At 56.7% G+C, this 20323-nt stretch carries 23 protein-coding genes and 1 riboswitch; of the genes, 15 read left to right on the top strand and 8 right to left on the bottom strand.

Features of this window, described 5'->3' with window-relative positions; genetic code table 11:
• The first annotated feature begins 1 nt into the window (after window position 1).
• Window positions 2–328, top strand: coding sequence for a cytochrome o ubiquinol oxidase subunit IV (gene cyoD / locus AB6K10_RS07835; RefSeq protein ID WP_044629017.1), 327 nt, complete (start codon window positions 2–4; stop codon window positions 326–328).
• A complete protein-coding gene (cyoE, locus tag AB6K10_RS07840) occupies window positions 286–1209 on the top strand; it encodes a heme o synthase (protein ID WP_159341400.1) in 924 nt (307 codons plus the stop codon). Before cyoD ends, cyoE begins: the two co-directional genes overlap by 43 nt.
• A 97-nt stretch (window positions 1210–1306) precedes the next feature.
• Here cyoE and pta read toward each other — a convergent pair whose 3' ends face one another.
• Together pta and AB6K10_RS07850 are read right to left on the bottom strand one after the other, a co-directional pair.
• The gene (gene pta / locus AB6K10_RS07845; protein ID WP_159341401.1) at window positions 1307–3490 is read right to left on the bottom strand and encodes a phosphate acetyltransferase; all 2184 of its coding nucleotides are present in this window, start codon (window positions 3488–3490) and stop codon (window positions 1307–1309) included.
• Entirely contained in the window at window positions 3487–4671 is a 1185-nt protein-coding gene (locus AB6K10_RS07850) for an acetate kinase (protein ID WP_339118367.1), read from the bottom strand. The genes pta and AB6K10_RS07850 overlap by 4 nt, the downstream gene beginning before the upstream one ends.
• A gap of 152 nt (window positions 4672–4823) precedes the next feature.
• Here AB6K10_RS07850 and AB6K10_RS07855 point away from each other — a divergent pair, with 152 nt between their 5' ends.
• The 6 genes from AB6K10_RS07855 (at window position 4824) to AB6K10_RS07880 (ending at window position 9706) form a co-directional block, all read left to right on the top strand.
• Window positions 4824–5744: a DMT family transporter gene (locus AB6K10_RS07855; RefSeq protein ID WP_339118368.1), complete on the top strand. Its 921-nt coding sequence runs from the start codon at window positions 4824–4826 to the stop codon at window positions 5742–5744.
• 130 nt (window positions 5745–5874) lie between these two features.
• Entirely contained in the window at window positions 5875–6384 is a 510-nt protein-coding gene (locus tag AB6K10_RS07860; protein WP_339118369.1) for a porin family protein, read from the top strand.
• A gap of 152 nt (window positions 6385–6536) precedes the next feature.
• A complete protein-coding gene (locus AB6K10_RS07865; RefSeq protein WP_305948105.1) occupies window positions 6537–7076 on the top strand; it encodes a porin family protein in 540 nt (179 codons plus the stop codon).
• Window positions 7077–7260: 184 nt separating this feature from the next.
• The gene (locus AB6K10_RS07870; RefSeq protein ID WP_339118370.1) at window positions 7261–8322 is read left to right on the top strand and encodes an HlyD family secretion protein; all 1062 of its coding nucleotides are present in this window, start codon (window positions 7261–7263) and stop codon (window positions 8320–8322) included.
• The gene (locus tag AB6K10_RS07875) at window positions 8312–9412 is read left to right on the top strand and encodes a DUF2955 domain-containing protein (protein ID WP_339118371.1); all 1101 of its coding nucleotides are present in this window, start codon (window positions 8312–8314) and stop codon (window positions 9410–9412) included. The genes AB6K10_RS07870 and AB6K10_RS07875 overlap by 11 nt, the downstream gene beginning before the upstream one ends.
• A gap of 108 nt (window positions 9413–9520) precedes the next feature.
• On the top strand, window positions 9521–9706 hold the full coding sequence (locus AB6K10_RS07880; RefSeq protein ID WP_159341408.1) for a CsbD family protein: 186 nt from the start codon (window positions 9521–9523) through the stop codon (window positions 9704–9706).
• Window positions 9707–9764: 58 nt separating this feature from the next.
• Here AB6K10_RS07880 and thiC read toward each other — a convergent pair whose 3' ends face one another.
• Window positions 9765–11681 (bottom strand): phosphomethylpyrimidine synthase ThiC, encoded by a 1917-nt coding sequence (gene thiC, locus AB6K10_RS07885; RefSeq protein ID WP_339118372.1) that lies wholly within the window; start codon window positions 11679–11681, stop codon window positions 9765–9767.
• A gap of 26 nt (window positions 11682–11707) precedes the next feature.
• Window positions 11708–12376 carry a thiaminase II gene (gene tenA, locus AB6K10_RS07890; RefSeq protein ID WP_339118373.1) on the bottom strand — a complete coding sequence of 223 codons (669 nt, stop codon included), beginning with the start codon at window positions 12374–12376 and terminating at the stop codon, window positions 11708–11710.
• An 85-nt stretch (window positions 12377–12461) separates the two neighbouring features.
• Window positions 12462–12593: riboswitch (TPP riboswitch) on the bottom strand.
• A 486-nt stretch (window positions 12594–13079) separates the two neighbouring features.
• On the opposite strand from tenA, the gene AB6K10_RS07895 reads away from it, so the two are divergent.
• On the top strand, window positions 13080–13808 hold the full coding sequence (locus AB6K10_RS07895) for a DUF2971 domain-containing protein (protein WP_339118374.1): 729 nt from the start codon (window positions 13080–13082) through the stop codon (window positions 13806–13808).
• A gap of 574 nt (window positions 13809–14382) precedes the next feature.
• Window positions 14383–14760 carry an Ltp family lipoprotein gene (locus AB6K10_RS07900; protein ID WP_339118375.1) on the top strand — a complete coding sequence of 126 codons (378 nt, stop codon included), beginning with the start codon at window positions 14383–14385 and terminating at the stop codon, window positions 14758–14760.
• 71 nt (window positions 14761–14831) lie between these two features.
• Here AB6K10_RS07900 and AB6K10_RS07905 read toward each other — a convergent pair whose 3' ends face one another.
• From AB6K10_RS07905 to AB6K10_RS07915, 3 genes are all read right to left on the bottom strand, one after another.
• Window positions 14832–15086, bottom strand: coding sequence for a Txe/YoeB family addiction module toxin (locus AB6K10_RS07905; RefSeq protein ID WP_339118376.1), 255 nt, complete (start codon window positions 15084–15086; stop codon window positions 14832–14834).
• Window positions 15083–15334, bottom strand: coding sequence for a type II toxin-antitoxin system prevent-host-death family antitoxin (locus tag AB6K10_RS07910; protein ID WP_339118377.1), 252 nt, complete (start codon window positions 15332–15334; stop codon window positions 15083–15085). Before AB6K10_RS07910 ends, AB6K10_RS07905 begins: the two co-directional genes overlap by 4 nt.
• 163 nt (window positions 15335–15497) lie before the next feature.
• Window positions 15498–16319, bottom strand: coding sequence for an aldo/keto reductase (locus tag AB6K10_RS07915; protein WP_339118378.1), 822 nt, complete (start codon window positions 16317–16319; stop codon window positions 15498–15500).
• 198 nt (window positions 16320–16517) lie between these two features.
• Between AB6K10_RS07915 and AB6K10_RS07920 the strand changes: the two genes are divergently transcribed.
• The 5 genes from AB6K10_RS07920 to bla all read left to right on the top strand — a co-directional run bounded on the left by AB6K10_RS07920 (window position 16518) and on the right by bla (window position 19515).
• A complete protein-coding gene (locus AB6K10_RS07920) occupies window positions 16518–16982 on the top strand; it encodes an OsmC family protein (protein WP_339118379.1) in 465 nt (154 codons plus the stop codon).
• Window positions 16983–17087: 105 nt separating this feature from the next.
• Window positions 17088–17615 carry a GNAT family N-acetyltransferase gene (locus AB6K10_RS07925; RefSeq protein WP_339118380.1) on the top strand — a complete coding sequence of 176 codons (528 nt, stop codon included), beginning with the start codon at window positions 17088–17090 and terminating at the stop codon, window positions 17613–17615.
• Between the two features lie 18 nt (window positions 17616–17633).
• A complete protein-coding gene (locus AB6K10_RS07930) occupies window positions 17634–18104 on the top strand; it encodes a GNAT family N-acetyltransferase (protein WP_339118381.1) in 471 nt (156 codons plus the stop codon).
• Window positions 18105–18147: 43 nt separating this feature from the next.
• Complete coding sequence (locus AB6K10_RS07935; protein ID WP_339118382.1) at window positions 18148–18576, top strand: GFA family protein; 429 nt, start codon at window positions 18148–18150, stop codon at window positions 18574–18576.
• Window positions 18577–18633: 57 nt separating this feature from the next.
• Entirely contained in the window at window positions 18634–19515 is an 882-nt protein-coding gene (gene bla / locus AB6K10_RS07940) for a class A beta-lactamase (RefSeq protein ID WP_339118383.1), read from the top strand.
• Window positions 19516–19626: 111 nt separating this feature from the next.
• Here bla and AB6K10_RS07945 read toward each other — a convergent pair whose 3' ends face one another.
• On the bottom strand, window positions 19627–20187 hold the full coding sequence (locus AB6K10_RS07945) for a manganese efflux pump MntP family protein (protein ID WP_339118384.1): 561 nt from the start codon (window positions 20185–20187) through the stop codon (window positions 19627–19629).
• Window positions 20188–20323 lie beyond the last annotated feature (136 nt).

The following is a 20323-nucleotide window of genomic DNA, read 5'->3' on the forward strand; positions in this document are numbered from 1 at the left end:
CATGAGCCATTCATCATCTTCAACGTCATCCCACGGCAGCGTTAAATCGTATGTGACGGGGCTTCTGCTATCTTTAGTGCTAACCGTGATTCCGTTCGCGGTCGTTATGAGCGGTGCGTTAAGCACCGCCACGACGGTGGTGGTCATCGCTATAACAGCCGTGCTGCAGATTTTGGTTCAGCTGGTCATGTTTATGCATATGAATACCAAGGCCGACGAAGGCTGGAACGTCATGTCCTTCGTTTTCACACTGACGATACTCGTCCTGGTGGTAGGGGGCTCGTTATGGATCATGCAGCATCTGCATCTCAACATGATGATCGGCTGAACGTGGCACCGAGCCGCTGGCGCGACGTGCTGGCGCTCACCAAGCCGGGGATCATCGGTGGCAATCTGATTGCGACCTTGGGCGGCTACTTCCTAGCCGCCCACGGTACCTTCGATTGGGTCACCTTTGCCTCGGTGATGATGGGTATTGCCCTGGTCATCGCCTCGGGCTGCGCCTGCAACAACGTGATTGATCGGGATATCGATGCACTGATGGCGCGTACGCGCCATCGCCCGCTGGCCAAGGGCCGCATCTCGATCACCCAGGCGCTGGGGATTTCAGCGCTGTTGGGGGTGGCCGGCGTGGTCTGTTTGGCGCTGGGTACCAACGGCTTAACGGTGGCGCTGGCAGTAATCGGCTGGGGCGTGTATGTGGGGGTGTATAGCCTCTATATGAAGCGCCACTCCGAGTACGGCACGCTGGTGGGCAGCCTTTCCGGCGCGATGCCGCCGGTAGTGGGCTACTGCGCGGTCACGGGGCAGTTCGACAGCGGCGCGTTCATGCTGCTGGTGATTTTTTGTCTGTGGCAGATGCCGCACTCCTACGCTATCGCGATTTTCCGCTATGCGGATTACCGTCGCGCCTCCATCCCGGTGCTGCCGGTGGTGCACGGCATTAAGCGGGCCAAGCACCATATTCTGGGCTATATCGTGGCGTTTATTCCCGCGTCACTGGCGCTGGTACTGGCCAGCCAAGCAGGCGCAGGCTACCTGTGTGTGGCGCTGACCATGGGTGGTTACTGGCTTTATCTGGCGCTATGCGGCTACCGGTTAGATGACGACGTGCGCTGGGCGAAGAAGGTGTTCGGCGTCTCGATTCTGACCATTACCGCCATGAGCTTAGTGATGGTATTGGAAGCCATGGTGCCCATGTGGGCGTGATACATCCCAACGATTCAACCTGACGCAAAACTTAAAACGCCCCGAACAGTTCACTGTTCGGGGCGTTTTTTTAGCGCGTATGGTACGCGGCAAGTGGCTAGCTTTCCCGCTGGCTGGCCTGAATCGCGGTGAGAGCGATGGTGTAGACGATGTCATCCACCAGCGCGCCACGGGAGAGGTCGTTCACCGGCTTGTTCAGACCTTGCAGCATCGGGCCAACGCTCACCACGCGGGCGCTGCGCTGCACCGCTTTGTAGGTGGTGTTGCCGGTGTTGAGGTCGGGAAACACGAACACGGTGGCCTTGCCCGCCACGGGGGAGTCGGGGGCTTTCTGCTTGCCTACGCTTTCGATGGCGGCGGCGTCGTACTGCAGCGGGCCGTCGATGGCCAGATGCGGCGCGCGCTCTTTAGCGATGCGAGTAGCTTCGCGCACTTTGTCCACATCCGCGCCGGTGCCGGAGTCACCGGTGGAGTAGCTGATCATCGCCACGCGCGGCTCTATACCAAACGCCTCGGCAGAGCGGGCGCTCTGTAGGGCGATCTCTGCCAGGGTTTCGGCGTCCGGGTCTGGGTTTACCGCGCAGTCGCCGTACACCACCACCTGTTCCGGCAGCAGCATAAAGAAGATCGACGACACCTGATTGTACTCAGGGGCCGTTTTGATCAGCTGAAACGCCGGGCGAACGGTGTTGGCAGTAGTGTGAACCGCGCCAGACACCAGGCCATCCACTTCATCGAGCTGCAGCATCATAGTGCCCAGCACCACGTTATCCTGAAGCTGCGCTTCGGCGGTCAGTTCGTTGAGCTTGCCGCGACGGCGCTCGACCATCGGGTCAATGTAGCTGGCGCGGGTGCTTTCCGGGTCGATGATGGTCAGCGCATCGGGCAGCGTGAGGCCACGGTGATGGGCGACGCTTTCGATATCTTCGCGTTTGCCCAACAGCACGCAGTCGGCAATGCCACGACGCTGGCAGATGATTGCCGCCTCGATGGTGCGCGGCTCGTCGCCTTCCGGCAGCACGATGCGCTTTTTGGCCTGCTGAGCGAGCTTCACCAACTGGTGGCGGAACGCTGAGGGCGAAAGGCGGCGGGTGTAGCCACGGCTCAGCTTGGCTTTCAGCCACTCCAAATCCATGTGGGCAGCCACGTAGCGGGCCACCTGCTCGGCGCGCTCGAAGTCATCCATGGGGATTTCAGTACTGAGCTGGCTCAGGTTTTGCGCCGTGGTCAGGCTGTCGGTTTCTACCGCCAGCACCGGCAGGCCGGTTTTCAGCGCCGGGCGACACATCTCGATCATGCCCTCGTTGGGCAAGAAGCCGTTGGTGAGCAGCACGCCCGCCAGCTGGGTGCCGTTCATGGTCGCCAGCGCGGAGGCCAGCACCACATCGTCACGGTCGCCGGAGGCCACGACCAAGCTGCCCGGCGTGAAGATATGCAGCGCGTTGGCCGCACTTCGAGCGCACAGGCTGGTAGAGAGCACGCGGCGGCTGGCGGCTTCGCCCTCGTTGAGCACCTTGGCATTCAGCGCCCGGGCCACGTCCAGCGTGCGCGGGGCACTCAGAGTTTTGCTGTAAGGCACTACGCCAATCAGGTGGAAGCGGTCAGTAGCCAGCGCCGGGGAGTAGCGGCGCAGCTCGTTGAGTACCGGCTCTTCCAGCTGCGGTTTGATGGTGCCCGGCGCGGCAGAAAGGTCATCTTCCTGGCCGTAGGGCAGGTTCTTCATGCGCATCAAGATGCCGCCCAAGGTGCGGCTAGAGCTAACGCCGCCAAAGCTGCGGGCGTGCATATCCAGCTCTTCGGCCAGCGCCTGGGGTTCGTTGAGATCCCCGGTGCCCACCAAAATGATGCGGGCGTTCAGCGCATGGGCCAGCTGCGCATTGGTTTGGGTGGCGTAGGTGGTGTGCTGAGTGGGGACCACGCCTTCCACCACAATAAGATCCAGCTCGCTGCCGTCTCGATAGGCCTGCTGTGTGACCTGCTCGTAAAGCTCGATGACGTTTTCCATCAGCTCGTCGGTTTGGTCATCGCGCAGCAGGCGCTCTAAACGCGCCTGGGAAATGGGCGAGGGCGGGCGTTGGTTCAGCGTGCGTGAGACCAGCGCCGTGGAGCGGTCAAGGCCGGGGCCGTTTAGCTCGTTCTGCATAAACGGCTTTAAAAAGCCGGCTTTCAGGCCGATGGTGTCGAGCGCTTGAATCAACCCAAGACAAGCGGACGTTAGCCCGGCACCGACGTTGGTGGGTACCAGGAGAATGGCTTGCGGTTGCTCGGGGGAGCTGTTCATTCAGGGGTCTCCACGCAGTGGCGGGTTTCCATGGCAATGCGGCCCTCTTCATCGGTGGGGATCACCCACACTTCTGGGCCTTGATGGCCAGCGCTATCCAGCTTGCCCTCTTTGCCGCGAATGGTGGCTTCGTTGGCCGCTTCATCTAAGCTGAAACCAAAGTGGGGCAGCAGGGCCAGCACTTCACGACGCACGATGGGTGAGTTTTCGCCAATACCGCCGGTGAAGATCACGCCATCGAGCGTAGGCAGTGCACAGGAGAGCGCGGCCAGCGACTTGGCGATGCGGTAGCAGAACACGTCTAACGCCAACTTGGCGCCAGGGTGCCCGGCCATGGCTTGGTCTTCTACTTCGCGCATATCGTTGGTCAGGCCGGAAAGGCCCAGCAGGCCGCTCTGCTTGTTCAGTACGTTATCGATTTCATCTAGCGACCAACCTAACTGGCGGTGCAGATGCGCATGCAGGCCGGGGTCCACGTCGCCGCTGCGGGTGCCCATTACCAAGCCTTCCAGCGGGGTTAAACCCATGCTGGTATCCAGGCTCTGGTTGTTCCACACCGCCGCGGTAGAGCAGCCGTTGCCCAGGTGGGCTGTCAGCCAGCCGCCCGCGCCACGGCTACTCAGCTCTCCAGCGCGCTGGCTCACAAAGGCGTGGCTGGTACCGTGGAAACCGTAGCGGCGAATGCCGTGCTCGGTATACAGCGCTTCCGGCAATGCGTAACGGTAGGCGCGGGGCGGCAGCGTTTGGTGGAAGGCGGTATCGAACACGGCCACTTGGGGCAGTTCTGGAAACACCTTGCGAGTTGCAGCAATGCCCGCCAGGTTAGCGGGGTTATGCAGCGGTGCTAAAGCTGCCGTGGTTTCGATGGCCTCGATGACGCTGTCATCAATGAGGGCAGCCTGGGTGAAGTGCTCGCCGCCATGAACAATCCGGTGGCCCACGGCACCCGGCACGCGGCCTTCCAAGCGCTGCAAAATGGCGTTGAGGGCTTCGGCGTGGTCAGCATTCGGCAGCGGCTGGGTAAAGCTTTCACCGGCGCTGTTTTTACCTTTCAAGCGGGCGTCGCTGCTGCCTAAGCGCTCCGCTAGCCCGGCTAAGCGTGGTGCCTGCGGGTCAGCATCGATCAAAGCGTATTTAATAGAAGAAGAGCCACAGTTAATAACCAGCACCGGTGCGTTCATAACAACCTTTGTAACGTAGTTAGGAGGTAAGGGGATAGACTTTAGTTTAACATGCTGCGACGCGGAAAATCAGCGAAGAATTTAGTTAGCCTTCTATGTAAAATGTCGGCATCCTGTTCCTTATATAACCCATCGTGAGCCCTTTTGTTCCTATGTCCTCGATTTCTAGCCCCAACCTATTACCCCGTCATCTTGCCATTCTGCTGATGATGACGGTGGCGACGATGTTCGCTGCGAACCACGTCTCAGCTCGGTTGGCGTTTGATAACGGCACGGGGCTGCTTCTGGCGGTATTGATGCGCTCAGGCGTGGCTTGCTTGATTCTGCTCTCCTTGGTCATCCTTCAGAAAAAGCGCCTTTGGCTGCCTTCGGGAGCGTGGCGCTGGCAGCTCGCGGTGGGGCTTCTTATTACCCTGCAAAGTGTCAGCTTATATTCCGCTGTGGCGCGCTTGCCGGTGGTGATTGCGCTGCTGCTAGTGAATACCTTTCCTATTCAACTGGCGCTCATTAGCTGGGCGCTGGGCGGGCCTCGGCCATCGCTGCGCAGCTGCCTGATTATGGGCACTATTTTGATTGGCCTGTTGGTGGTGCTGGATATCCCCAGTTGGGTGGCCAACGCCGATGCCATGGGGCCGGAGTGGCTGGCAGGCATTGGCTTTGGGTTATTTGCCGCGTTCGCGTTTGCCTGTGCGCTGTGGGTGACCGAGCATCGTTTGGCCGGGGTGGGCAGTACGCTGCGCAGCCTGCTCACCATGCAAACCGTGTTTATCGCCATGATCATTGGTGGGTTTTTAGGGGCCGTGCCGGGCGGTATGAGCCTGCCGGACAATAGCACCGGCTGGGTAGGGCTAACGCTGCTGGCGCTGCTCTACGGTAGCGGGTTCTCGATTCTGTTTATTTTCGTGCCTCGGTTGGATATGGCCCGCAACGCGCCGGTGATGAATTTCGAGCCGGTGGCGTCGCTGCTAATCGCCTATCTGGTGCTTGGGCAAATGCTCAGCCCTAGCCAGCTCGTGGGCGGCGCGGTGGTGGTCGGGGGCATCGTCGTACTGAGCTTGTCGAAAGGGCGCTAGAAAACGTCATGAACAGCGCAAGAAAAAAGGAAACTCGATGCAAGCGTGAGCGGGTGAATTGCGTTCTTCAGGGGGCTGGGCCACACTTCGAAGTGTAAGGAAACACTGTTTTTTAACTGAGGTGATCCCCATGAAGATGACCGTACTATCACTGACCTCTGCAGCGCTTTTGGCGGGTGCAGGTGCGTTCGCGGCATCCGCCCAAGCCCAAGAGTCCTTTCAATACCCACAAGGATACGTGGGTGGCGATGCCATGTTTTGGAGCTTGAACCCTGAGCGCGGCGACTCCCGCGATGACGTCGGCCTGCGCCTGCGCGGCGGTGCTCAGTTCAATGATTACTTCGCCCTGGAAGGCCACCTGGGCACCGGCGGCTCGGATCGCGGTGCCGATCTAGACCACCTAGCGGGTGCGTATGCCAAAGGCATCATCCCCGTGGCGCCCAACTTCCGTCTCTATGGCCTTGCGGGTTTCTCCGAAGTCGAGATCAGCAACAATCGCGAGAGCGGTCTCTCTTACGGTGCGGGTGCCGAAATGGACATTGCGCAGAACGTCTCCGTTGGGGCCGATTACATGCGCTACCTGGACGAATCCGCCTACGATTTTGATGCGGCCAGCGTAGGCCTTCGCTACCGCTTCTGATGTTCTAGCGCGCTAAGCGCTGCTTCAAGGGAATACGACCCCGCTGACTGAGCAAAGACTCGGCAGCGGGGTTTTTTTGCAACGACGATTAATTTTAGTTAATGTATCGCCGCTGTTTACGACGCTAAAAGTATTAAAACTAAGGGAATAACATGAAAACATCAGCCAAAGCGCTTGCGATTGCCTCTACTCTGTTCGTGAGCGCCGCCGCCCATGCGCAGTCCTTTGATGCGGGCTACCCCGAGGGGTACGTAGGCGCAGACGCAATGGCATGGACGTTAGATTTTGAGGGTATAGACGAGAGCTATGATTCAGTGGGCCTGCGTTTGGTGGCAGGCATGAAGCTGGATGAGTACTTGGCCGTTGAGTTTCACGGGGCCACTGGCGGCTCAGACGACATTTATGGGCTAGACGTTGAACTGGACTACTTAGTGGGCGGTTTTTTGAAAGGTATCGTTCCGCTTAGCGACAACGCCCGCCTGTTTGGTCTTCTAGGCTATTCGGAAGTCAAACTAACCGCCAGTGGTTTTGGCCTGAACGAGAGCGGCCGGGATGACGACGTTTCCTTCGGTGCAGGCGCAGAAGTCGATGTTACCGACACCCTGGCGATTAGCGCAGATGTCACTCGTTACCTGAGCCAAGCAGACTATGATCTAGACGCTTACAGCATTGGCCTACGCTACCGCTTCTAATCGAGTAGCCATACCAACCGGCTAAGACATACCCCGCTGACTGAGCAAAGACTCGGCAGCGGGGTTTTTTATCGTCGAACAAGAGATTATTGTTAGCGTGCTAATAATTTTGTTAGACTAAAGTATTCCGTCTAACGCGACCCAAGGGCCATGACCGTTTGGGAACAGTGAACGAGTAACGCTAATGACCCCTGATCAACGATTTACCCGCTGGGTGAAAATAGCCCTGGCGGCGTTTGTTGTGCTGTTTGTTTATTTCTTACTCGCCGATAGTTTTATGCCCATGACCCCGGAGGCGCGGGCGATGCGGCCCGTGACGCGAATTGCGCCGGAGCTAAGCGCGCCGGTGAAAGACGTGGTGGTGCGTGACCACCAGCGGGTAGAAGCGGGCGATGTGCTGTTTCGGCTGGACCCGGCACCGTTCGAGCTTGCCCGGCAGCAGGCGGAGTTGAATCGCGAGCAAGCTGAGCAGGAGAACGCTCGGCTAACCGCCGAACTGGCGGCGGCGCGGGCCTCGCTGGCATCAGCTCAGGCCACGTTTGATGAGCGCAGCGGCGAGCGCCGCCGTGCCGAGGCGCTTTTGGGGCGGCAGGGTATCTCCCGCCAGCAGTATGAACAGCAAGTGGCCGCTGAGCATACGGCCCAAGCTGCCGTAGCATCCGCTCGTGCGCAAATCGATAGTTTGGAAGTACAGCTAGGCGAAGAGGGCGATGCTAACCTACGGCTGCGCCAGGCTAACAATGCGCTGGAGAAGGCCGAGTTGGATATCGCGCGTACCACGGTTAGAGCGCGGGAAGCGGGTGAAGTGACGAACCTTCAGCTCCAGCCGGGGGATTACGTGCAGGCAGGCCAGCCAGCCGTGGCGCTGGTGGCCAGCAATGTCGACGTGGTGGCTGATTTTCGCGAAAAAAGCCTGCGCCACGTGGCCCCTGGTGATGACGCAAAGATCGTCTTCGATGCGCTGCCGGGGCGTATTTTTGCAGGCCACGTGAGCGCGTTCGATGCCGGTGTGCGAGAAGGGCAGCAGGCCGCCGACGGGCAACTGGTGGATATTCCTACCTCTGACCGATGGGTGCGCGACGCCCAGCGAGTGCGTATTCACGTCGTGCTGGATGAACCGCTGGAAGAACTCCCGCCCAGCGGCGCGCGGGCCACGGTGCAATTAGTGCCCGTCGAGCACGCCTTGGCCAAGCCGTTTGCTTGGCTGCAGGCGCATCTCATTAGCTGGCTGCACTATGTTTATTAGACGGTTGGCGAGATCGTTGGCTACTTCAAAGTCACACGCGGCGACACCCGCCCCTCGTTCGGTACCCAATCCCTCGGCGCTTAGCCAGAACGGGCTGCGCCAGTGCCTACGAGTCGCGGGTGGCGGCACGTTGGGGTTTATCATCAGCCAACTGATGGGGTGGAATTATGGCGTCTTCTTTACCGTCTTCCCTATGTTTTTGTTGGGCTTGGTGACGGTGTTAAATGGCTCGATCATTCGCCAGTTTCTCTCCAACGTGAGCCTCAACGTGCTGGAAGTCAGCTTGGTCGTTGGGCTGTTAAAACATATGCCCGTGGTGATGACACTGGTGGTGCTGGGCCTGTTTCTGCTGCGCTTTAACCTAATGGCCAAAGGCCCGCTGTTTCTGTTTGGTGCCAACGGCGTGCTGACGCTCAGCATTCTGCTGCACTTTGCCAGCTATCCAGGGGTGGATTTAAGTGATCTGCTGGCCAGTAATCTCATGGCCAGCGTGCTGGCGGTGTTCATCGCCATGCTGATGTACACCCTGTTTCCCGATGTAGAACCTCGCCAGCCACCGCCAAGAGGCAGTAAAACGGCGGCACAAATCCGCCATGAAACGCTGATTGGCGGCATCACCGCCACGCTCTCGTTTGTGGTGTTTCAGGTATTTGACCTACGCGATTCGCTCTCGGCGCAAATGGCCACCATCTTGATTCTGTTCACGCTGGGTTATTTCGGCGCTCAGGCATCGGCAGCCAAGCGTGCGGTCGGTACGCTGCTGGGCTGTAATCTCGCGCTGGTCATGCAGTTGGCACTCTACACCCAGAGCCACCATTTTTTATTGGTGATTCTGCTCTATTGGCTGGGACTAATGCTGTTTGCCAGGGAGCATATCTTGGAAGGCGGTGGCTCGGGGATTGGGTTTGGTGGGCTGACCACGATGGGGATTCTGTTTGGTCAGTCGTTAGGGCCGCAGCAAGACTTGGTCTACAGCGCGCTTTACCGCTTCTCTTCCATGAGCGTGGCGCTGATCGGCACGCTGTCGGTGATGATTTGCCTGCACTACCTGCTCAATCGCTGGGAACCCACGTGCTTGCCCGAAAAGTAGTTGAGGCAACTTTTTAACAAAGAGCTACGCTGAAAAAGAGTCGACGCTGATGTCGTAAGACGCACAGCGAGCGGCCATTTCCCTACTAACGGATTAGAGGTGTTCGTCATGGCAAGTGGCAAAGAAGATAAAGCGAAAGGTGCGGCCAACAAAGCCGCCGGTAAAGTAAAAGAAGCAGCAGGCAAGGCCACCGGTAGCAGCAAAACCGAAGCCAAAGGTAAAGCCCAACAGGCCAAAGGCGAACTGCAAAAAGGCAAGGGCGATGCCAAAGAGGGCGCCAAGAAGAAAAAGTAATTCTTGTTGCGCAGAATTAACAACCGGAGCCATTGGCTCCGGTTGTTGTGTTTAAGGGCTACACCTCCTGGTACAGCGCACTCCCTTCCCGGCGGAACTTTTCCGCCTGCTCCTGCATGCCGCGCTTCACCGCTTCGGCGTCGCTTTCGCTGGCGTTGTCCGGCGTGCGGTCGCGGTAAGTGTCGCGCACTTCCTGGCTGATCTTCATGGAGCAGAACTTCGGCCCGCACATGGAGCAGAAGTGCGCCACCTTGGCAGAGTCTTTCGGCAAGGTTTCATCGTGGAATTCCCGCGCGGTGTCCGGGTCTAGGCCCAGGTTGAACTGGTCTTCCCAGCGGAACTCGAAGCGCGCCTTGGAGAGGGCATTATCGCGCCGCTGCGACGCTGGGTGGCCCTTGGCCAAATCCGCCGCGTGGGCAGCAATCTTGTAGGTAATGATGCCGGTTTTCACGTCGTCTTTATTGGGCAGGCCCAGGTGCTCTTTCGGCGTCACGTAGCAGAGCATGGCGCAGCCAAACCAGCCGATCATCGCCGCCCCAATACCGGAGGTAATGTGGTCGTAGCCGGGGGCAATATCCGTTACCAGCGGCCCAAGGGTATAGAAGGGCGCTTCGTCGCAGTACTCCAGCTGCTTATCCATGTTCTCTTTCACCAGGTGCATGGGCACATGGCCGGGGCCTTCGATCATCACCTGTACATCGTGTTTCCAGGCAATATGGGTCAGCTCGCCCAGGGTTTTCAGCTCCGCCATTTGCGCTTCATCGTTGGCATCGGCAATGGAGCCGGGGCGCAGGCCGTCGCCCAGCGAGAACGCCACATCGTACTGCTTGCAGATCTCGCAGATCTCCTCAAAGTGGGTGTACAGGAAACTCTCCTGATGGTGATACAAACACCACTTCGCCATGATGGAGCCGCCACGGCTGACAATGCCGGTGACGCGGTTGGCGGTAAGCGGCACGTAGCGCAGCAGCACACCCGCATGAATGGTGAAGTAATCCACCCCCTGTTCCGCCTGCTCGATCAGCGTATCGCGGAAGATCTCCCAGGTGAGGTTTTCGGCAATGCCGTTGACCTTCTCCAGCGCCTGATAAATGGGCACCGTGCCAATCGGCACCGGCGAGTTGCGGATGATCCACTCGCGGGTTTCATGGATGTTCTGGCCGGTGGAGAGATCCATGATGGTATCCGCGCCCCAGCGGATGCCCCAAGTCATCTTGTCCACTTCTTCCTCGATGGAAGACGTGACCGCCGAGTTGCCCAGGTTGCCGTTAATCTTCACCAGGAAGTTGCGGCCAATGATCATCGGCTCGCTTTCCGGGTGGTTGATGTTGTTGGGAATGATCGCCCGCCCACGGGCCACTTCATCGCGCACGAACTCTGGGGTGATTTCCTTGGGCAGGCTAGCGCCAAAGCTCTGGCCTGCATGCTGATGGCCCAGAATGCGCTCCACCTCCGCCGTGCCCAACGCCTGGCGGCGTTGATTTTCCCGCAGGGCGATGAACTCCATTTCCGGCGTGATGATGCCCTGGCGGGCGTAGTGCAGCTGGGTCACGTTCTTGCCCGCTTTCGCCCGGCGGGGTGTGCGGGTTAAATCAAAGCGCAGCTGGGCAAGAGTGGGGTCGTTGGCGCGGCGCTGGCCGTACTGGCTGGTCGGGCCATCCAAAAACTCGGTGTCGTTGCGCTCTTCAATCCAGGCACGGCGCAGCTCCGGCAGGCCTTGGCGCAAATCGATGTTGGCGCTGGGGTCGGTGTAGGGGCCGGAGGTGTCGTACACCAGCAGCGGCGGGTTCTGTTCATCCACGCCGCTGGTTTTGGTGGGCGAGAGGGTGATTTCCCGAAACGGCACGCGAATGTCCGGCCGCGAGCCTTCCACATACACCTTGCGCGAGCCGGGCAGCGGCGCCACGGCGGCGGCATCTACCTGGGCGGTTTCGGCTAAAAAGTGAGCGGTTTTGCTTTTAACGGTCTTGGTCATGACGGTGTCCTTGTCGTTGTTGGTCATTATTCAGAGAGGTCTAAACCCATCTGCCAGAAATCGATTTCCAGGCGGGTGGCATCGCGGAAGATCTTGCTTAGCTCAGCAAAACGGGCGGGGGTAACATCCGCCAAGCGGGCATCGAGCCACGCAAGCTCCGCTTGCATAGCGGCTTGGAACTCCTCGCCTTCGTACATGGCGATCCAGGCGTCAAACGGGTTTTGCGCGCCGCGCAGCGTGGAAGGTTGCTCGTTCAGCCAGTTGGCGATTTCACCGTAGCCCACCAGGCACGGAGCCAGCGCCACGTGCAAATCGAGCAGGTCGCCCCGGTTGCCGGTATCCAACACATAGCGGGTATAGGCCAGCGTGGCGCGGGCTTCTGGGAGTTCGGCAAGCTCCTGCTCGGAAATCCCCCACTCCTCACAAAAGCCCACGTGCAGGCCCAGCTCCACATCCACAATGGCTTTCAGGCCTTCATGGGCTTGGCGAAGATCGGCGAGGGTGGGGCTTTTATAGGCCGCCAGCGCATAGGCGCGGGCGAAGTGAATCAAGAACAGGTAATCCTGCTTCAGGTAGTGGCGAAACGACGCCTCAGGCAGCGTAGCGGTGCCCAGCTGGCGCACGAAATCGTGCTCGATATAAGCGCGCCAATCGTCCTGGCAAGCGGTGGTGAGATCGGTAAAGCGGTAGCCCATATTGGATGCCTCCGGTGGTACAGCGAACCGGCGCACGGGCGAAAGGAGAGTGAGTTGGGGCAAGGTATCAGGTGAACACGGCGCACCCCAACCACCGCTTGATTCCTACGCCGGTACTAGCCGGATCAGGTTCAACGGGCCCCGCCGTGACGACTTGCTGTAGCAGCCAGCCGTATAGCGATCTCAGCCGGTTCCACCGGCACCCCGTCAAGCAGTATTCAGCGCAGTGTAGGAGGCGGGTGGGGGAGATGCAAGGGTAGGCTATTTTATTGGGCGTACAGAGGTTGTCTGCCGTTAAGGCAATGAACGCCAAGAAAAGGCGATGGAGTGGAGTGCTTGATCCCCATGATTACCTTGAAGCGTTCCATCAGTGTCATGGGAGAGTGCCTCATCAATGCTGTTCATAAAAACAGTATTGTTGAGGCGAGCAAAACGCGCAACCCCGCGAATTTTGGCTACATCGCCAAAATTCTCTTTGCTCGCTGTAGAATCAATGAGGTAGGTTCAATTTGGTGGCTATGAAACCTCAGTCATTGTGATGTCGCGTTCATTGAGGTTTCGTGGTGGGGCGTATAATCACTGTTAAATTCTTTAGCCGCAAAGATTCGAATATCTGATGAGATGCTATAAATACAGAAACAGTGGGCAAAGGACATGGGAGCTACTGATTAATCAGCAGCTCTACTTTGCAAGAGCGAATCAGTTGAATGATCCCCTGGATTCTTCGATTAGCATCCGTCAAGAATATGAGCGAGCCAAAGAGATCGTCGAGAAGTTAGATGATCACCCTGAAAAAAGAAAGTGTTTCCTATTTTTCCTCTTGGACGCCCACCAGTTCAAAGATCCAAACACAGGTGAGGAATTGGGTTTGAACGGTGCTGTCGAGCGGTTTGTCCAAAGTGTCGGTATTTACTCGTTATCAAAGACGCCGCGTGACGCTCTGCTATGGTCCCACTATGCGGATGGACATCGAGGTGTTTGTTTAGGATTTGAAACCGAAGAACTCGATATCGAGAGGGTTTTTATCAGCGATCACGTCGAGTATCGAGATCAACCAGCTTACAAGGATATTTTTTTGGAGCTAGTGGAGGAACTAGGTAGCTTTGTGCGTCCATGGGATGGACACAACTATTCAGATGAATTGGGAGATGAATTCTATACTCAGCAACTTTCGAGACTTATGCGCGGGAATTTATTGGTTAAGTCTCAGAAATGGCAGTATGAGCAAGAATATAGGCTGGTGTCAGGAGAAGCAGGCTTGCATACATTCCCTCCGCAGGCGCTGAAAGAAATAGTTTTGGGCAACAAAATTAGCCCTGAAGACTATCACACTATATCGAATATCCTTTCTCACCCAGCATACCAACACGTCGAGCTTAAAAAAGCTCAACACATCGCGGGGACTTTCGACTTTGATATTACTGAGGTTTGATTGCTTTCGGATTAAACGTGAGCTTAGCAATTTAACCAATGGGTGAAGCTGACCGGCACTATGAGGCGCTCCGTCCTGGCGGCTCAGCCCAAGCATTGAGGCTTTAGAAAAACCTCTTTGACAGCCAGGTTTTGGTAGGATCGGGAAAACAGGCAAGGGGTGGTCAGCATGCTGCGCTTCAAGGTTTATAACTACGATCAGAACGCCATGGTGGTGATTAACTATAAGGATCAGCTCCAGCCTGGCAAAAGAGAAAGGGCCTGAAACATTTCAGCAAATGGCGAAGGAAGCCCCTTTTAAAGCAGAGCAATGGATCGCGTCCTGTGAAAAATGGAATAAGCTGTGGGCTAGCGATCTGTCGGATCAAAACATCAGGGCGTTACTACCATGAAAGTTAACCCGGTTTCCGAGCGGGACTAGACGATATGCAACTCCTTCTACGATCAGTAGTATTTGCATAATCGTGGCGCTGTCGGTGTTCCTCGTCCGGCCAGCTTCTAAATTTGACTTTGAGTCTGTTGTTGTGAGTAAACTAAAGATACGAGCCACACCATAAATAAACGGAGAAATAATAATGAAAATCTTGAAATTAGTGATGATTATTACTTTGTTTGCCGCCACGCCGACATGGGCAGAAAGCCTTACAGGGCCGCAGAATAATGCCGTTAGATCTGCGAATCTTTATCTCAGTATGCAGGGCTTTTCCCGGAGCGGGCTTATTCAGCAGCTCTCATCAGACTTTGGCGATGGTTATGAGGTTGCCGACGCAACCGTGGCAGTGGATAGTCTCAATATTGATTGGAACAAGCAAGCGGCTAAGTCTGCACAGCAGTACCTCAATATGATGGGCTTCTCTTGCCAAGGCCTTATTGAGCAACTTTCATCCAGTGCGGGCGATGGGTATACCGAGAGTCAAGCCACCTACGGGGCACGACAAGCAGGTGCTTGCTAATAACCAACGGTAAGTCCTGACAAAGCGTTCAGGAATCGATGTACTTACTTGCAGCTAGACGTAATGTTAAATCAGTAGTGATACCGCAGCTGAGCAATAAGCAAAGCGTCGTCCGTGACTTTGTAAACCATTCGGTGTTCTTCGTTGATTCGCCGAGACCAGTAACCCGCGAGGTTATGTTTAAGGGATTCTGGCTTGCCGACGCCTTCAAATGGCTCTCGCTTGATTTCTTTGATTAGCTTGTTGATTCGGTTGAGAATCTTTTTGTCAGTTTTCTGCCAGTACAGATAATCTTCCCAGGCGTTATCGGAAAAGATGAGCTTCATTCAAGAAGCTCCTTTTCCTGACCATCTCCTTGCTCCAACTCGGCAACGGATTCCAGTAAACGGCGGGCGTTTTTGGGCGCGCGCAGGAGGTAGGCTGTTTCTTGCAGTGCTTCATAGTCTTCGAGAGAGATCATGACCACGGATTGCGCCTTATTGCGGGTGATGATCATAGGAGAGTGGTCTTCGCAGACCTGCTCCATGGTTTTTGCTAGGTTGGTTCTAGCGGCGGTGTAGCTGATGGCATCCATAAAAGGTACTCCTGTACGCGATGTTGTTAATGTACAGAATAGCGTACAGGCTGGGGTTTGCCAATTGGCTTCGCCGCGTTCGGTTTTCTCCGCTTTAAAACAGCGGTTGAGCCGGTGATGCCCACGAATCGTATCCCACGCTAAGCCGTTGATAGGCGCTTGCTCACACCATCATTAAATCCTGCTTACGTGTTGGTGGCGCGTAGACGGCATCCATCTGTGCCAGGTCCTCGTCATCTAGCCTGATTTTATCTGCATCAGCGTTCTGTTTAAGGTGGTCCAGATTTACGGCTTTAGGAATCGCGATCACGCCGGGGTGTCGCAGTGCCCAGGCAAGGGCGACTTGCGCGGGGGTGGCGCTGTGTTTGTCGGCGATGCGTTGCAGAGTAGCGTCACGAAGTAGCGCGCCGCCTTGCCCGATGGGACAGTAGGCCATAAGCGGCATATTGTGCTGTGCTTGCCAGGGCAGCAGGTCGTACTCGATGCCTCGTGCTTCGGGGGTGTAGAGCACCTGGTTGGTGGCGCAAGCGGGCGCGTTTAGCTCTTCTAGGTCGTCAACGTCGAAGTTCGACACGCCCCAGCGCAGAATCTTGCCCTGTTCGCGCAGCCGCTCAAACGCTTCCACGGTTTCGCTCAGCGGGTACTGGCCGCGCCAGTGCAGCAGGTAGAGATCAATCGTATCGGTGCCCAATCGGCGCAGGCTGCGTTCGCAGGCGGCTTGAACACCCTGGGTGCTGGCGTTGTGCGGGTAAACCTTGCTAACCAGATACGCCTCATCGCGCCGCCCGCGAATGGCTTCGCCTACGATTTCTTCAGCGCCGCCCTCGGCATACATCTCGGCGGTATCAACCAGTGTCATGCCCAGGTCTAGGCCTTCACTCAGCGCCCTGATTTCAGCCTGCCGCTGCCCGGCATCCTCGCCCATGTGCCAGGTGCCCTGGCCGATACGGGGTACGCTGACGCCGCCTAGCTCAATCGTCTGCATATCTCACTCTCCTAGTGTCATTCCCTGCTGTGATGTGGTTCTGACTGCCCAGGGCCATCGGCGTTCATGCTCCCATCGTAGAAGCTCCGCTTTGAAGGTGGTGAACGAGAGAAGATCAATGAGCACAATTCTGAGATCATGTCAGAAGCTACCCATGCCGATCCTAGTGGCAGCTTTCAATGAACCAGAGGAACCCAAATGGCCGAATACACCGCTTCTATTCAGTGGGCCCGTGGGGCCGATGAAGCCTTTCTAGATCAGCGCTATAGCCGTGGGCACGAGTGGGTGTTTGATGGCGGCGTTCGCGTGCCTGCGTCGTCATCGCCCCACGTAGTGCCGTTGCCTTATTCGGTCGAGGCCAACGTCGACCCAGAAGAGGCGTTTGTGGCCTCGCTCTCCAGTTGCCATATGCTGTTCTTCCTCGCCATTACCGCGCAGCAAGGTTTTGTCGTGGAAAGCTACGTGGATAACGCGGTGGGTGTGATGGAGAAGGGCTGCGATGGAAAGATCGCCATGACCCAAGTCACGCTGCGGCCAAAGGCGGTGTTTGCAGGAGAGCCACCCTCAATGGAGGCGCTTGAGCAGATTCATCATGCTGCCCATGAAAAGTGCTTTATCGCTAACTCGGTTAAGACCGATGTGGTGACCGAGATTCAGCATTAGAGTCGTTAAGTCGTCGGCTTCTTGAGCGTGGTATAGCAAAACGTCATGGCAGCGGTTAGCCTAAACGGTTGGTTAATCACGCTCATTGAGCATATAGGCGCAGCCATGGAAGATACCTCTAATGTCACGCTGGCGTTGGCAGACGCATCGGCATTTGAAGCGTTCAAGCAAGAGTTAAAAGCCTCGTTTAGCGTGGCAGTGGAAGAGACGTTTGGCGCAGTGGAGGCGAGCTTGATTCCTTCCGACGCCGATATCGACAACTCTCTTACCGCGCCAGATGCCGTGGTGCATCACATACTGTTAGACGGCGTGAAAGTGGGCGGCGCGATTGTGACCATTGACGAAGCCACTCAACACAACGCGCTGGATCTGTTTTATCTCTTACCCAGCACCCACGGGCGTGGCGTGGGCTACCGTGCCTGGCAAGCCATTGAGCAGGTGTACCCGCAAACGCGGGTATGGATGACCCACACGCCCTACTTTGAAAAGCGAAACATCCACTTTTATGTCAATAAGTGCGGTTTTAAAATTGTCTCTTTTTATAACCGTTATTACCCTTTGCCCGATGATGAAGAGCAGGGTAGTAAGGCGCATAAGCTTGAGTTTTTTGGCTTTGAAAAAGTCATGAGGTAAGTCTAAAAGGATTTTAAAGTGACCGTAAGAGCTGCAGAAAGAACCGATATTGCCGCCATCGCCCAGGTGTATCAGGCCTGTTTCCCCCGCGAGAAAAACCACGCAGAGTGGATAGAGGCGTCGTTTAACGCTTACCCAAGGGGCGTTTACTACGTGGTCGAAGTGGAGGGCCAAGTGCGTGGTTATATCCTTTGGTGCGTGAAGAACGGTTTTCGGGAAAAGAGCATTATCGAGCTGGAACAAATCGGCATTCACCCAGATGCGGCGGGTAAGGGGCTGGGTAAGCAACTTATTGTGGAGTCGCTAGCGCCGTTCAAAGCCCAAGTGCGCCGCCAGGGCTGTGGCGTGGGGGCGGTGATGGTGACCACCTCGGAAGGCAACTTCGCAGAGAAGCTGTATCAATCCACGCTGGGTGTCTCCCGCGCGGCGGTGATTAGTGGCTATGGCGCAGGGGATGAGGTGATCTTGTATAACGCCAGCGCGGAGTAGCGCAAAAGCGGTGGCGTACCAAAAATTCCTTAAGGAGAAGGAAATGAAAGGCGAGTGCCTGTGTGGGGAAGTGGCGTTTAAGATTGCGGGCGAGCTGCCTCATCTGTATCAATGCCACTGTTCGTTATGCCGTAAGGCAGCCGGTGCCGCTGCTAATGCGGCCACCTTTGTGCAGGGCGAGCAGTTCCAGTGGCTTTCGGGGCAGGGGAATATCCGTTCTTATCAGCGTGAAAGCGGCTACCGAAGCGATTTTTGCGCGACATGCGGCAGCCCCGTACCCAACCAACTGCGCGGTAGCGCTTGGATGTGGGTGCCTGCCGGGTTATTAGAAGGCGAGAGCTCAGCCAGAGTAGCGGTGCATCTTCATATGGAATCAGCTGCCGCCTGGGAGCAGGAAGCCGCCCACTGCCAGCGCTTTGATGCCTCACCCGAGAGCCTACAGGCGCTGAACAGCGCACTGCAGCAGGTTTAGCCAGAATAGCGCTACACTCATCTCCAATATTTTCCACACTGCTTAGGAATGCACACAATGAATCACCGTCAACCACGCTGGATGCGTGCTGCGCTGTCGGCTTGCTTACTTTTAGCTTCTGCCACTGTTATGGCGCAGGAGGATCGTATTAACGCTGAGCTTGAGCGCATTGAGCAAACCCTGGATGCGCGCATTGGCTTTGCTGCCCACAACATAGCCACAGGCCAGCGCTGGGGAGTGAATGCGGATGAGCGCTTTGCCATGTCTAGCACTTTTAAAACCCTGGCCTGCGGCGCACTGCTGGAGCAGGTGGATGAGGGGCAGCTGGCGCTGGAAACCGAGGTCAGTTTTGAAGCATCGGAGTTGGTGACTTACTCGCCGGTCACCGAGCAGTACGCGGGCCACAAGCCGATGACGCTGTTTGAATTGTGCGATGCCACCATGACCACCAGCGACAACACCGCTGCTAATCTGGTGCTGCAAGCGCTAGGTGGGCCGGAAGCCATCACGGCGTTCGTGCGGAGTATGGATGACCCCGTTACCCGCCTAGACCGCTATGAGACCGAGCTAAACGAGGCCACGCCAGGGGATGAGCGCGACACCACCACGCCCAACGCCATGCTAGCCACGCTGGAAAAGCTAGTGCTTGGGGATGTGTTATCAGATGAGTCTCGCCAGCAGTTGGAAGCATGGATGAAGGGCAATGCGGTGGCGGATGGCCTGTTCCGTGCCGCCATGCCGTTTGATTGGATAATTGCGGACAGAACCGGCGCAGGCGGTTACGGCTCACGCTCCATTACCGCGATTATTTGGCCGCCGGAGCAGGCACCTACGGTCGTGGTGTTTTATATCACCGCAACCGAGGCATCGTTTGAAGAGCGCAATGCGGCTATTGCTTCTTTAGGTGAAGTGGTTCAAGAATCGTTGGCAGCTCATTAATAAAAAACGGGGGGCCAATTGGCCACCCGTTTTTTTTATAAAAGCGCTTAAGTAGAGTTGCTAAATCGCTAACCGTTCTGGCGTTATTGAATTTAGCGAATGACGGTAAGCCTATAAAATCCCCGTATGCTCCACCACCACCATTGCTCCAATCCCAATCAGCACGACCCCGCCTACAAGTTCTGCCCAGTGGCCAACGTATTTACCCAGTTTGTGGCCTAGCAGCGTTCCCATGGATGCCATGACGGTGGTGGCAAGGCCAATGGCGAGGCTGGTGGTAATGATGTTCACGTCGATGAACGCTAGGCTAGCGCCTACCGCCATGGCGTCTAAGCTGGTGGCAGTAGCCGTCAGTATCAGCAGCCATAGCGTTTGTTTGCGGTGTGCTACCTTTTCTTCTTTTTTCAGCCCTTCATGCATCATGTGCAGGCCAATGATGAAAAGTAGGGTGAACGCCACCCAGTGGTCCCAGGCTTCGACGTACTGTTGAGACGCCTTGCCAGCCACCCAGCCCAGCACCGGTGTCATCGCTTCGATGATGCCAAACACCAAGCCAATACCCAGGGCATGTCGGAAGCGGGGCTTGCTGAGTTCGGCGCCTTTACTGATGGAGGCTGCGAATGCATCCGCCGACATGGAAACCGCAAGAAACAGTAGCGCAACAGGCGTCATGATAGATAGGCTCTTTAGATAAAACGCGATCTTTAAAATGCTTACTTGAGTGTAAAAGGAGGATATTGAATAGCGCTGAATCCTATCAGGTTTTTTGCTGGTAACAAGGCGGTTTGCGAAAAATAAAGTTTGTAGT

This window comes from Halomonas sp. BMC6, from assembly GCF_964204995.1.
Classification (GTDB): Bacteria; Pseudomonadota; Gammaproteobacteria; order Pseudomonadales; family Halomonadaceae; genus Vreelandella.

Coding starts and splice junctions, on each gene's coding strand:
- AB6K10_RS07880 (WP_159341408.1), top strand. CDS start 9,521: ATGGCAAGTGGCAAAGAAGATAAAGCGAAAGGTGCGGCCAACAAAGCC.
- AB6K10_RS07935 (WP_339118382.1), top strand. CDS start 18,148: ATGAAAGGCGAGTGCCTGTGTGGGGAAGTGGCGTTTAAGATTGCGGGC.
- AB6K10_RS07865 (WP_305948105.1), top strand. CDS start 6,537: ATGAAAACATCAGCCAAAGCGCTTGCGATTGCCTCTACTCTGTTCGTG.
- AB6K10_RS07855 (WP_339118368.1), top strand. CDS start 4,824: ATGTCCTCGATTTCTAGCCCCAACCTATTACCCCGTCATCTTGCCATT.
- AB6K10_RS07875 (WP_339118371.1), top strand. CDS start 8,312: ATGTTTATTAGACGGTTGGCGAGATCGTTGGCTACTTCAAAGTCACAC.
- AB6K10_RS07870 (WP_339118370.1), top strand. CDS start 7,261: ATGACCCCTGATCAACGATTTACCCGCTGGGTGAAAATAGCCCTGGCG.
- AB6K10_RS07925 (WP_339118380.1), top strand. CDS start 17,088: ATGGAAGATACCTCTAATGTCACGCTGGCGTTGGCAGACGCATCGGCA.
- AB6K10_RS07915 (WP_339118378.1), bottom strand. CDS start 16,319: ATGCAGACGATTGAGCTAGGCGGCGTCAGCGTACCCCGTATCGGCCAG.
- AB6K10_RS07920 (WP_339118379.1), top strand. CDS start 16,518: ATGGCCGAATACACCGCTTCTATTCAGTGGGCCCGTGGGGCCGATGAA.
- AB6K10_RS07900 (WP_339118375.1), top strand. CDS start 14,383: ATGAAAATCTTGAAATTAGTGATGATTATTACTTTGTTTGCCGCCACG.
- AB6K10_RS07945 (WP_339118384.1), bottom strand. CDS start 20,187: ATGACGCCTGTTGCGCTACTGTTTCTTGCGGTTTCCATGTCGGCGGAT.
- tenA (WP_339118373.1), bottom strand. CDS start 12,376: ATGGGCTACCGCTTTACCGATCTCACCACCGCTTGCCAGGACGATTGG.
- AB6K10_RS07910 (WP_339118377.1), bottom strand. CDS start 15,334: ATGGATGCCATCAGCTACACCGCCGCTAGAACCAACCTAGCAAAAACC.
- cyoE (WP_159341400.1), top strand. CDS start 286: ATGGATCATGCAGCATCTGCATCTCAACATGATGATCGGCTGAACGTG.
- cyoD (WP_044629017.1), top strand. CDS start 2: ATGAGCCATTCATCATCTTCAACGTCATCCCACGGCAGCGTTAAATCG.
- pta (WP_159341401.1), bottom strand. CDS start 3,490: ATGAACAGCTCCCCCGAGCAACCGCAAGCCATTCTCCTGGTACCCACC.
- AB6K10_RS07905 (WP_339118376.1), bottom strand. CDS start 15,086: ATGAAGCTCATCTTTTCCGATAACGCCTGGGAAGATTATCTGTACTGG.
- AB6K10_RS07850 (WP_339118367.1), bottom strand. CDS start 4,671: ATGAACGCACCGGTGCTGGTTATTAACTGTGGCTCTTCTTCTATTAAA.
- thiC (WP_339118372.1), bottom strand. CDS start 11,681: ATGACCAAGACCGTTAAAAGCAAAACCGCTCACTTTTTAGCCGAAACC.
- bla (WP_339118383.1), top strand. CDS start 18,634: ATGAATCACCGTCAACCACGCTGGATGCGTGCTGCGCTGTCGGCTTGC.
- AB6K10_RS07860 (WP_339118369.1), top strand. CDS start 5,875: ATGAAGATGACCGTACTATCACTGACCTCTGCAGCGCTTTTGGCGGGT.